Annotated in this window: 9 protein-coding genes; 6 read left to right on the forward strand and 3 right to left on the reverse strand. The window is 57.4% G+C overall.

Annotated features, from left to right (window positions below):
• The first annotated feature begins 113 nt into the window (after window positions 1-113).
• From carB to trxB, 6 genes are all read left to right on the forward strand, one after another.
• Window positions 114-3410 (forward strand): carbamoyl-phosphate synthase large subunit, encoded by a 3297-nt coding sequence (gene carB, locus OVA03_RS06845; protein ID WP_267527387.1) that lies wholly within the window; start codon window positions 114-116, stop codon window positions 3408-3410.
• A 205-nt stretch (window positions 3411-3615) separates the two neighbouring features.
• Complete coding sequence (locus OVA03_RS06850) at window positions 3616-5745, forward strand: DUF6311 domain-containing protein (protein WP_267527388.1); 2130 nt, start codon at window positions 3616-3618, stop codon at window positions 5743-5745.
• Window positions 5746-5892: 147 nt separating this feature from the next.
• Window positions 5893-7962, forward strand: a complete 2070-nt coding sequence (locus OVA03_RS06855; RefSeq protein ID WP_267527389.1) for a DUF6311 domain-containing protein — start codon at window positions 5893-5895, stop codon at window positions 7960-7962.
• Window positions 7963-8195: 233 nt separating this feature from the next.
• Complete coding sequence (greA, locus tag OVA03_RS06860) at window positions 8196-8669, forward strand: transcription elongation factor GreA (RefSeq protein ID WP_267527390.1); 474 nt, start codon at window positions 8196-8198, stop codon at window positions 8667-8669.
• 193 nt (window positions 8670-8862) lie between these two features.
• Window positions 8863-9897, forward strand: a complete 1035-nt coding sequence (locus OVA03_RS06865; protein ID WP_267527391.1) for a mitochondrial fission ELM1 family protein — start codon at window positions 8863-8865, stop codon at window positions 9895-9897.
• 90 nt (window positions 9898-9987) lie between these two features.
• Window positions 9988-10989 carry a thioredoxin-disulfide reductase gene (gene trxB, locus OVA03_RS06870; protein ID WP_267527392.1) on the forward strand — a complete coding sequence of 334 codons (1002 nt, stop codon included), beginning with the start codon at window positions 9988-9990 and terminating at the stop codon, window positions 10987-10989.
• Between the two features lie 59 nt (window positions 10990-11048).
• Here trxB and OVA03_RS06875 read toward each other — a convergent pair whose 3' ends face one another.
• From OVA03_RS06875 to OVA03_RS06885, 3 genes are all read right to left on the reverse strand, one after another.
• Window positions 11049-11549 (reverse strand): GNAT family N-acetyltransferase, encoded by a 501-nt coding sequence (locus OVA03_RS06875; RefSeq protein ID WP_267527393.1) that lies wholly within the window; start codon window positions 11547-11549, stop codon window positions 11049-11051.
• A complete protein-coding gene (gene arfB / locus OVA03_RS06880) occupies window positions 11542-11970 on the reverse strand; it encodes an alternative ribosome rescue aminoacyl-tRNA hydrolase ArfB (RefSeq protein ID WP_267527394.1) in 429 nt (142 codons plus the stop codon). The genes OVA03_RS06875 and arfB overlap by 8 nt, the downstream gene beginning before the upstream one ends.
• Window positions 11971-12143: 173 nt before the next feature.
• Window positions 12144-12611, reverse strand: coding sequence for a Dps family protein (locus OVA03_RS06885; protein WP_267527395.1), 468 nt, complete (start codon window positions 12609-12611; stop codon window positions 12144-12146).
• Window positions 12612-12618 lie beyond the last annotated feature (7 nt).

The raw sequence follows: 12618 nt of genomic DNA on the forward strand, positions 1-12618 counted from the left end.
TCTAAAGCACCCGCTTAGCCTACATCAAAAATGACCTGAAATGGTCGCCCGCCCGTAACCGGATTTGCGTTTTCGCTCATCCGCTATTTGCGCACGAAAGTATCAGAAGACCTATGCCCAAACGTACCGATATTAAAGCCATCCTCATTATCGGCGCCGGTCCGATCGTCATTGGTCAGGCCTGCGAGTTTGACTATTCCGGCGTTCAGGCCTGTAAGGCATTGCGCGAAGAAGGCTACCGGATCATTCTGGTGAACTCCAATCCGGCGACGATCATGACCGATCCGAATATCGCCGATGCGACCTATATCGAACCGATCACCCCTGATTTTGTTGAAAAAATCATCGCCAAAGAGCGCCCGGACGCGCTCCTGCCCACCATGGGCGGTCAAACGGCGCTGAACTGCGCGCTGGCACTGGACGCTTCGGGCGTTCTTACCAAATACAATGTCGAAATGATCGGCGCCAAGGCCGAAGTGATCGATAAGGCCGAAGACCGCCAGAAATTCCGCGACGCCATGGATAAGCTCGGCCTCGAATCGGCCAAATCTGCCGTCGCCCACACCTGGGAAGAGGCCGTGGCCGGTTTGGAGGCCATTGGCGGTCTGCCCGCCGTGATCCGCCCATCGTTTACGCTGGCGGGTACCGGCGGCGGCATTGCCTATAATCAGGAAGAGTTCAAAGAGATTGTCCTGAACGGCCTTGACCTTTCGCCCACCACCGAAGTCCTTATTGAGGAATCCATCGTCGGCTGGAAAGAGTATGAGATGGAAGTCGTGCGCGACAAAGCCGACAACTGCATCATCGTCTGCTCGATCGAAAACGTCGATCCGATGGGTGTGCATACGGGCGACTCGATTACCGTCGCCCCGGCGCTGACCCTGACCGACAAAGAGTATCAGATCATGCGTTCGGCCTCGATCGCCGTCCTGCGCGAAATTGGGGTGGAGACCGGCGGATCGAACGTGCAGTTCGCGCTTAATCCTGCCGATGGCCGCATGATCGTGATCGAGATGAACCCGCGCGTATCGCGCTCCTCCGCACTGGCCTCAAAGGCGACAGGTTTCCCGATTGCCAAGATCGCGGCCAAGTTGGCGGTCGGCTATACGCTGGATGAGCTGTCGAACGACATCACCAAGGTCACACCCGCCTCATTTGAGCCGTCGATTGACTATGTGGTCACCAAGATCCCGCGCTTTGCGTTTGAGAAATATCCGGGCTCAGAACCCCTGCTCGGCACCTCGATGAAGTCGGTCGGTGAAGTCATGGCCATTGGCCGCACCTTTGCCGAGTCGGTGCAAAAGGCCCTGCGGGGTTTAGAGACCGGCCTGTCGGGCTTTGATGAGGTCGATATTCCGGGTGTCAAAACAGCGGAAAGCCCCCATGCCATCCGTGAAGCCGTGGTGCGTGAACTGGGCCGCCCGACACCGGATCGCCTGCGCGTGATCGCTCAGGCCTTCCGTCATGGGTTGAGCGTCGAAGACATCAACGCCGCCTGTTCTTATGAGCCGTGGTTCCTGCGTCAGATTGAAACCATCGTGGCCGAAGAAGCCAAAATCACAGCGCTTGGTTTGCCCGCCGATGCTCACGCCATGCGCCTGTTGAAAGGTTTGGGCTTCTCCGATGCCCGTCTGGCGACCCTGACGCAGCAAACCGAAGCCGAAGTGCGCAATGCCCGCCGCGGCTTAGGCGTGCGCCCGGTCTATAAGCGCATCGACACCTGCGCGGCCGAATTTGCGTCCTCGACCGCCTATATGTACTCGACCTATGAAACCGGCGCTTTAGGTCAGGTACCCGAATGCGAAGCTGCCCCAACCGATCGCAAGAAGGCGATCATCCTTGGCGGCGGGCCGAACCGGATTGGTCAGGGCATCGAGTTCGATTACTGCTGCTGCCACGCCGCCTTTGCCTTTAAGGACATCGACCTTGAGGCCATCATGGTCAACTGCAACCCCGAAACCGTATCGACCGACTACGATACCTCGGATCGCCTCTATTTCGAGCCGCTGACCGCCGAAGACGTGCTGGAACTGATCAGCGTTGAAATGTCCAAAGGCGAATTGGCCGGTGTGGTTGTGCAGTTCGGTGGCCAGACGCCGCTCAAGCTGGCGCAAGCCCTCGAAGACGAAGGCATCCCCATCCTCGGTACCACGCCGGATGCGATTGATCTGGCCGAAGACCGCGAACGCTTCCAGCAATTGCTGACCGAGATCGGCCTGCGTCAGCCGATCAACGCCATCGCCCGCAGCCCCGAAGAAGCCTTCAAAGCCTGTCATCAGGTCGGCTACCCCATCGTCATCCGCCCATCCTATGTACTGGGGGGACGTGCCATGGAAATTATCCGCGACGACGAGCAACTGACGCGCTATGTCACTGAGGCCGTGAAGGTGTCCGGCTCATCGCCTGTCCTGATCGACCAGTATCTGTCGGCGGCCATCGAAGTCGATGCCGATGCGCTCGCCGATGGTGAGACCGTGTTCGTCGCCGGGATCATGGAACATATCGAAGAAGCTGGCGTCCATTCCGGCGACTCGGCCTGTTCGCTGCCGCCGTTCTCATTGAAACCCGAAACCGTCAAAGAGTTAGAGCGTCAAACCGTTGAACTGGCCAAGGCGCTTAAGGTGCGTGGCCTGATGAACGTGCAGTTTGCGATCGAAAACCCTTATACCGACCCGAAGATCTACGTCCTCGAAGTCAACCCGCGCGCGTCGCGGACAGTGCCGTTTGTCGCCAAAACTCTGGGTCAGCCTCTGGCTGGGATCGCCGCCAAGGTCATGGCCGGTAAGCCGCTGTCGGGTTTTGGCCTGAAGCCCCGCGATTATCGCCATGTCGCGGTCAAAGAAGCTGTGTTCCCGTTCGCGCGCTTTGCCAATGTCGATACGGTGCTTGGGCCAGAGATGCGCTCGACCGGCGAAGTCATGGGCCTTGATTGGGTGCGTGACGGCGAAGAGATGATCGACGCGTTTTCGCGCGCCTTTGCCAAGTCGCAACTGGGTGGCGGTACAGTTCTGCCGACCGGCGGCACGGTGTTTGTCTCCGTCAAGGATCAGGATAAGCCGACCATCATCGAGCCCGTAAAAACCCTGCTGGCTCAGGGCTTTAAGGTCGTCTCGACTGGCGGCACCTGCGACTATCTGGCCGAACAGGGTGTGGCGGTTGAGCGCATCAAAAAGGTGCTCGAAGGCCGCCCGAACATTCTGGATGCCATGAAAAACGGTGAAATCCAGCTTCTGTTTAACACCACCGAGGGTAAGCAATCTCTGGCCGACTCGTTCTCAATCCGCCGCACGGCCCTAATGATGAAGATCCCCTACTACACCACCGCTTCAGGGGCCGTCGCCGCTGCCCGCGCCATCGCATCCGGCCGCAAAGAAGACCTCGATGTGCGCTCCATTCAGGAATACGCATAGCCCTTATTGCCGTTCAAAAATTAAAACCTCCTGTGATCCGGATCGCAGGAGGTTTTTTTACACCGCCTTCCCCGGCTTCACGATTTCGTGTATGGTCGCGTGATCGGCAGATGCGTCATTTCGCACTTGCAAAATGTGATTTCACGCGGACGGTCAGGTTTGGTATGGGCGTCCACCTAATTATTTAAAAGGCATATTCGGTTTCATGAACCTGTCTGAGCGTGTGGACACTCTGTTGGGCGACAAAAAAGAGCTGGCGAAACAGATAGCACTGGTCGCCGCCCCTATCCTGATTTTCCTGTGGTTTTTCCATCCGGCGGTGCTTGATCCGACCAATGTAAGCTGGCTGTTCCAGAAAGACTGGGGCCAGCATGTGCTGGGCTGGCATGCCTTTCGGTATGGCGCGGACGGGTTTAACCATCAAAATTTGTTGGCCCACCCGACGGGTTTAAGCGTCATCTACACCGACTCGAACCCGCTGTTTGCCCTGCCGCTCAAGCTGATATCCCCGCTTTTGCCGGCCAATTTTCAGTATATCGGGCCGTGGTTCCTGTTCTGCATCTGCGCCCATTTTTGTCTGGCCTATAGGCTGCTTGAGCGTCACGCCCCGTCGTTTTGGGCCGCCCTTGTCGGCGCCATTCTGCTGACGCTGGTGCCGACCCTGTTCAACCGCATCATGCACGATACGCTGGTGGCGCAGTTCCTGATTTTGTGGGCGTTTTACATCTATTTCGAGATCACGGAGCCCCGCCGTAAGGCCATTCACTGGGCGATCATGCTGGGCGTGACCGGCTTCATTCACCCCTATATTCTGATCATGGTGCTGGCCCTGTGGGGGGGTGAGCAACTTCGGCGCGTCTGGCCGCAGCTTATGGCGCGTGAGTTTGTTCAGGTCGCCCGCACAGTGGGCGTAGCCATCCTGACTCTGCTGGCGCCGATCATTACCCTTGGCTTGTCAGGCGCCTATGCGCCCGGTCAGAGCGCGGGCAGCTTTGGCTACGGATTTTACTCGATGGGCCTTGACGCCCTGTTCAATCCAGCGCGTAAGGATTTCACCTTCGGCGGTCTGGTCTCGGTCCCACAGGATGCCGGTCAGGCGATGGAAGGCTTTATGTATATGGGCGCAGGGCTTTTGTTCCTGATCGTCGCGGCCATCGTGCTTTACTACCGCTCCGAAGGGGCGCGCACTATCCGCGACACCTTGTCGAAATCGGTGTGGCTGATCGGGCCGTTTGTGGTTTTGTTCATCATCGCCTTGTCGAGCAAGGTACAGTTCTACGATATCGAACTGTTCAAATACCCGACGCCCAAAGCCCTCGACGGCGTGCTCGGTATCATGCGCGCGTCCGGCCGGATGTTCTGGCCGATGGCCTATTTCATGGTGCTGCTGGCGATCCTGACCGTCTATCGCACGAAGCTTAAAACCGTGGCGATTATCTTGCCGCTGGCCCTGGTCATACAGGTCATCGACATCGCCCCTTTCGCCAAATCGGTTCATTCGGAAACCGCCATGGCCGCCAACCGCACCGTCTATCAAAAGGTGCCGTCAAAGCTGTGGGACGACCTGATCACCAATTCTGATCTGGTGTCGTTTCAGCCCGCCAATGCCCATATCAATAAGCGCCTGTTTTATGAGCTAACCTGGCGCTCGGTGTCGCACGCCGTGCCGGTCAACACCATGTATGCCGCCCGCCCGCACCCACGCCAGACCCAGCTTGAGCGCATCGCCCACGCCAATTTCGTTGAGGGCAAGCTCGACCCCGATACGCTCTACGTCTTCTTCAATAAGTGTCAGGCCCCGGCCGGGGCTCAAAACCGCCTGCGCGAACTGGACGGCGTATTCATCCTGCCGCCGGTCAAAATGCTGGATAAGCTGCCACAGACCCCACAAGTGCCGGGCATAGAATACGGCGAAGACTATAACTTCACCTGGAATGCGCTCGGCTCCTGCTTCCTTGAGGACAACTGGCTGTCGCCCGACTCAAAAGGCGTGTGGAGCCGCGCCGGTCAACCGGCGGAACTGAACCTGCCGCTGATGGATCAGCCCCGCCACGACATCAGCCTGTCGCTAAGTCTGCTCAGCTTCCTGAGCGGCAATAAGACCAAGGTCTATGTCAATGACCGCCTGCTGACCCACCTCGATTTGACGACCCAGATCACCGACCATGAAATCGTCATTCCACGTCGCTGGATCAAAGGTAAATCCCTGAACATCCGCCTGGAGCCCGATCTCGAAGCCTCGCTCAAGCCGTCACCCAAGGCCTCTGCCAGCGCCCGCAAGCTCGGCATCCGGCTTTATGACCTTCGTCTGAGTGAGACCAAGGGCTTAAAATAGTTCGCAATCGCTTGAATTTTCAGGCGACCCGGCTATATTCGCCGCGCATTGGGGGCGGGTTTAAATTACCGTAGCATTGTTGGGCTAAATCCAGCGAACTTCGTTTGCGCCCCCGCATTCGTTCGCTGTTTTTTTAAGTCTGATGTCATGCCCGATAATAGCTCTGCGCCGTACCATACGGTTCTGAAATTCACTGCGCCGATCCTGCTGTTTCTACTGTTCTTCACGCCAGACATACTTGATCCGACCAATGTTGGCTGGCTGATGCGCGGGGACTGGGCGCAGCACTTTCTGGGCTGGCACGCCTATCGTAACGGTGCCGACGGCTTTAACCATCAGAACCTTCTGGGCTACCCGACGGGTCAGAGTGTCATCTACACCGACTCCAATCCGTTTCTGGCTTTCCCGTTCAAGCTGATCTCACCGCTATTGCCGGATTATTTCCAGTATATCGGCCCGTGGTTTTTGCTGTGTATCTGCCTGCATTATGTCATTGCCTACAGGTTGGTCTCGCGCCATGCACCGGGGCCGTGGTCAGCACTGGCCGGGGCCGTGCTGTTGACCCTGCTGCCGACGCTTTACGGGCGCATCGGCCACGACACGCTGGTGGCACACTGGCTGATTCTGGGCGCGATCTATATTTTCTTTGAGGTCGAGGGCGAAAAGCGCAAATGGATCGCTTACAGCGGGCTGCTGGCTCTATGCGGGTTCATCCATCCCTATATTCTGGTCATGGTCCTGGCCATCTGGGGTGCGGACTGGCTGCGGGTTCTTGGCCCGCAGTGGCAGGCCAAAGACGTTAAGGGCCTTGGCGTTTCTGGCCTTAAGATGGCCGTGAACCTGCTAGCACCCATAGCAGCCCTTGCGATTTCAGGCGCCTTTTCGGGCTCCAGCGCCAAAAGTGGCGGCTTTGGGCTCTATTCCATGGGGCTGGATGCGCCGTTCAATCCGTCCAACAAATCCTTCCTCTTGCCCTTCCTGTCGGTTCAGCAGGACGAAGGGCAATCCTTTGAAGGCTTTCAATATCTGGGCCTTGGCTTGCTGTTCCTGATCGGGGCGGCCATCTGGCTCTACCGCAAATCGGAAGAGTCGCGCGCCGTCAAAGAGATGCTGATCAAGGCCCGCCCGCTGAAATGGCCAATGATCGCGCTGCTGGTGCTGGCCATATCGAACAAGATTCAGATCTATGACATTCTGATCCTGAAACTGCCTTTGCCGGATTTTCTCGAAGACCTGTTCAACATCGTGCGGGCATCAGGCCGTCTGTTCTGGCCGATCGCCTATCTTATGGTATTTCTGGCGCTGCTGACGCTGTACCGGTCACGGCCCAAGACCATGGCCATCGTCTTATCGGCAGCTATCGTTCTGCAATTTATGGACATCGCCGGTTTCACCACTCAGATCAAAGGCCTGACCGCGCGCGCATCGGACCGGACGGTCTATACAATCGCCACCAGCCCGGAGTGGGACAAACTGATCAAAGACAGCGATCTGGTGTCGTTTCAGGCCCCGTCCGTTCACAGTAATCAGCCCTTGTTTTACGAAGTGACCATGCACGCCGTCTCGAACAAAGTGCCGGTCAATACCATGTATGCCGCCCGTGAAAACCTCAGTCAGGCCGCGCTGGAGTATGAGGAGTATAAGCGCTACCAGAGCGGTCAGCTCAATCCGCGCCATCTTTATGTCATGCTGAATAAATGCCCGGCACCCAAAGGGGCCGAGCATCGCCTGCGCGAACTGGACGGCATCTGGATCATCCCACCGCTCGGACTTGAAACCGGGCTCAAGACCATTCCGCAGGCGCCGACATTTGAGATCAATAAACCCCACACCATAACCTGGGACAGCCCGGCGGCGTGCCTGTTTGGTCCGGGCTGGCGGTTGCCAGAGCGGGTCGGCGTGTGGACCGAAGGGCCAAGGGCTGAGGTGAATCTGGCACTGCCGACCCCCGCCCTTACCGCCATGACCCTCGATATCAACGCCCGTACCATGAAAGCCGCTCAGGTCGACGTCTTTGCCAATGGCGTAAAAGTCGGTCATTTCGACATGCCGAAAAAGGATATCGATTATTCTGTAAATATACCGCAAGCCGTGGCGGCTCAGTCCCAAACCTTGAACATCCGCTTTGTGCTCAGCACGCCAAAGGCCCCTCAAAAAGACATGAAGCCCGAACACCTCCGGCTTAAGATTTCGGGTTTCAGCCTCAAGGCGGCTTAAGAAAACAGCCTTGAACTTCGTGCGAAATTTAAGGGGTTTAACCGTAACGTAAAACGCGATATAAGGCCGCCCCCGGATGAATGCCGCTGGATGCGCCTTGTGCATTTTAGTCGCTAAGATGGCTTGCAACCGGCATAAACCGTATCTATCTTTCACTTCGGTCGTAGGCACCCTCGACCGGACGTGAATTCTTTTTGTTATTCCTCTGGGTGCATTTAAGAAATCAATCGCACATGGAAAAAGTGCCGATGACGGGCGAAGGCTATCGCGCCCTCGACGAAGAATTGAAGCGTTTGAAGTCTATTGAGCGTCCAACCGTTATTGCGGCGATCTCTGAGGCGCGCTCGCACGGCGACCTGTCTGAAAACGCCGAATACCACGCCGCTAAAGAGCGTCAGGGCTGGATCGAAGGCCGAATCGCTGAGATCGAAGATAAGATCAGCCGCGCTCAGGTCATCGACGTGACCAAGCTGTCGGGTGAGAACATCAAATTCGGCGCGACCGTGACCGTCGTTGACGAAGACACCGAAGAAGAAGGCCGCTATCAGGTGGTGGGTGAGCATGAGGCCGATGTCAAATCGGGCAAGATTTCGCTGACCTCGCCTTTGTCGCGCGCCATGATGGGCAAGGAAGTCGGCGATGTCGTCGAAGTCCCGACCCCCAGTGGCGTTAAGGCCTATGAGATCCTCAAGGTCGAATGGATCTAGCCTGATCGCAAAAAAGTTTGAGGCTGCGCCTCAATACGTTTTTCGCGGAATGTATTAAGGTCAAAGACTTGCTCGGGGCGGCCCGACGCAAGTCTTTGGCTTTTTATACCTCCCCGGCGTGCCGGGGAGGGGGACCGCACGAGATCGCAAAGCGATTGAGATGTGGTGGTGGGGGCCTGTACTAGAGGACGAAATGCCAATATTTGGTGACGATACCCTGCATATTCCCGAAGGGCGGCCGCTGACCATCTGGGCGGTGTCGGACGGGCGTGCGGGCATCGAAAATCAGGTACTGGGGCTGGCACAGGCCATTGCGCGCAAAACCCACGCTCAGATCGTCACCCGTCATATCCGTTATCGCCGCCTGTTTGATCGCTGGCCGACGTTTATGAAACTATGGCCGGATCAGATGCTGAAACGCGATTCCGATCCGATCGGCCCGCCCTACCCTGACATCTGGATAGCCGCTGGCCGCGCCACCCTGCCCCATTCTCTGCGCCAGAAAGCCGCCTCGAAAGGCAAGACCTTGGTGGTGCAGCTTCAGGATCCGCGCGAAAACCTGAACGCCTTTGATCTGGTCATCGCCCCTCAACACGATCAGGTCGCAGGCGATAATGTCCTGTCAATCCTGGGCGCGCCCCACCGCATCACCAAACAACGGCTGGCCACCGAATTTAAACCGTGGGCAGAGCGATTCAAAGGCATCAAAGGCCCGTTTGTTACCGTCCTGATCGGTGGCAAATCCAAGTCCCATGACCTGAGCCCCGACCGCGCCGAAGCCATGGCCGCCGATATCCGTCGTGCCGTCATAGCCACCAAAGGCACGCTGCTGCTGACCATTTCCCGTCGCACCCCTGAGACCGCCCGCGACATATTGGTGAATGCCCTCAAAGACCTGCCGGGGCTGATCTATACCGGCGACGGCGACAATCCCTATTTCGCGTTCCTGCACAAAGCCGACCACACCTTAGTCACCGAAGATTCGATCAATATGGCCGTCGAAGCCGCCGCTACGGGGAAGCCGATTCATATCCTCAGCATGGATCGTCGCTCCGCCCTTAAATCGACGCGCAAGTTCGATGCGTTCCACCGCGCCCTTCAGGACTATGGCGCCGCGCGTCCGTTTAATGGTGAGTTGCGCTCATGGTCGTACACACCGCTCAATGAAACTGACCGCGCCGCTGATACCGTGCTCGCGTTACTAAAATCACGAGCTACATCATCTTAACGGATGACAATCACGCCCCCGATACCTATCTAAAGACCCATTGCGTAAGTTTACACGAATCCATTTCACGTCTGATCAGAAGATAACTCCATGTCCCTGCCCCGTCCTTTGCGTTGCGCCATCATTGGTTCCGGCCCCGCCGGCTGGACCGCCGCCATCTATGCCGCGCGCGGCCTTCTGCATCCGGTGGTGTTCACAGGCCCGCAGGCCGGTGGCCAGCTTACTATCACCACCGATGTCGAAAACTATCCGGGTTTTTCGGAGGTGGTTCAGGGGCCATGGCTGATGGATCAAATGCAGGCCCAGGCCGTGCACATGGGCACCGAAGTCATCAATGATATCGTGGTCAAGGCTGACCTGTCTAAGCGTCCATTCCTGCTGGAAACCGAAACCGGCGCGACCTATCTGGCCGAAACCGTCATCATCTCAACCGGCGCGCAGGCCAAGTGGCTGGGGCTGGAGTCAGAAAAAACCTATCAGGGTTTTGGCGTCTCGGCGTGCGCTACCTGCGACGGGTTTTTCTATCGCAATAAGGTCGTGGCCGTCGTCGGCGGCGGCAATACCGCCGTCGAAGAAGCGCTGTTCCTGACCAAGTTTGCCTCCAAGGTTTATCTGATCCACCGCCGCGAAGAACTGCGTTCAGAGAAAATCCTGACGGAACGTCTGCTGGCTGACCCTAAGATTGAACCGATCTGGAATGTCGGTATTGACGAGATTCTGGGCGACACCAATGAATTTGGCGCGATGGGTGTCACCGGTGTGCGCCTGAAACACGTTGAGACCGGCGAAAAGTACGAAATCCCGCTGGACGGCGTCTTTATCGCGATCGGGCACGCGCCGTCATCGCAACTGTTTGCCGGTCAGCTTGAAACCAATTCCAGCGGCTACTTACGCGTCACACCGGGCACGCCAAAGACAGCGATTGAGGGCGTATTCGCCGCAGGTGACGTGACCGACGATGTCTACCGTCAGGCCGTGACTGCCGCCGGTATGGGCTGCATGGCCGCTCTGGAGGCCGTGCGCCTGCTGGCCGAAGAAGACCACCATAAGGGCCACAACACCGAAAACACCGCCAAGATCGGGGCGTACTAAATATAAAAAGGGCCTGTTTCCACAGGCCCTTTTTCGTTACCAGATTCAGGCGACATCGCCTAAAGGCTGAGCCCTAAGATCAGGTCGTACTCAAAGGTACCATCGGACTTGCGTACCCGGTTTTTGAGGCGGCCTTCTGTGACGAATCCCAGACGATCATAGAGTTTCAGCGCGCGGATATTGCTTTCGCGGCACATCAGCTCAATGCGGTTAATGTGCGAAAGTTGGCCACGCACCCGCGCAATATAGGCTTCAAACAATCGCTGCCCCAGCCCCATGCCTTGCGCATCGGGGCTTAAGGCTATCGTCAGGTCTGACAGGCAGTGACCAAACTGGGCGGGCTGCGGCGCATAGGCATGCAACGATCCTGTAAGGCCAGCCTCCCCCTCAACCACTAGGATCAGGCCACGCTCAAGCGCCTGCGTAACAAAGCCTTCGATATAGGCGCGTGAAATCTCAGCCTCGGTCCGCGCAAGGCCCTCGCCCTGGCGGGCCACCTGCCGGTAAAGCTGATAAAGGCCGTCGATGTCGGCGGCGGTTGCGGGTCGGATATCAGTCATCTTCATCTTGCGGTCGCTGGCGGTTGGATTTAACGGTGGCGCGAATGGATTTCCCCACCAATCGACGCTGTTTGGCGCCGTAAGTCGGCTTGGTGGAGATGCGCGGCGGCGGCGGGGGTGCGGCGGCCTTTTGCAGCAGCTCGACAAAGCGTTCGCGGGCAGCCTTGCGGTTCATGTCCTGCGTGCGATGAGTCTGCACAAACAGCACCAGCACGCCTTCCTGTGTGACACGCCGACCGGCCAGCTTAATCAGCCGCATCTTAACGTCATAGGGGATGGTCAGGTTCTCAAAAATCGAAAACCGCAGTTCAACGGCGGTCGAGACCTTATTGACATTTTGCCCGCCCGCCCCCGATGAACGGACGAAATTTTCCGTCAGTTCAGCTTCGTCAACAGAGATGCGAGAGGTGATAAAGATCATCCCTCGGTTCTAAGCGCATTCCGAAAAGTGTGAAACGGTTTTCGGGCCCAAATGCGCGTTAAAAATTTCAAACCGAGGGATGATTCAAGTGAAGAATACCCCCTCTTCGCATCGCACAGGCAATGCGAAGCTCCGCTTCCTAAGTTCTTGGCAACAGGGGGACTTCTAAAGCTTTAAGACAGCGTCGCCTTGATCATCCACAGGTGCTTTTCGTGGGCGGTCAGGCGCTGAGTGGCCAGATCGGCCGACGACACGTCGCCGACCTCTTCCGACAGCTCGACCACGCTTTTGAGGGTGGCGATGACCGTCTCATGGCCTGATTTCAGATCTTTCAGCATCTCTTCGGATGAGAATGTCGGATCGCCGTCCTTGATCGAGGTCAGGTTGCCGAGTGCCGAACCCGACTGCGGGGCCAGTTCGCCCAGAGCACGGATGCGTTCGGCAATATCGTCGATCGCGTTCCACATTTCGGTGTACTGCTCCATGAACAGGGCGTGCAGCGACGAGAAGGTCGGGCCGGTGACGTTCCAGTGGTAGCCGTGGGTTTTCTGATACAGGGTATAGCTGTCGGCCAGCAGTTTCGACAGTTCGTGGGCGACTTTTTTGTCGTGATCGACAGCGGAGGCTTTGGAAGCGGCCATGGGTTTA

Source organism: Asticcacaulis sp. SL142 (genome assembly GCF_026625745.1).
Taxonomy (GTDB): domain Bacteria; phylum Pseudomonadota; class Alphaproteobacteria; order Caulobacterales; family Caulobacteraceae; genus Asticcacaulis.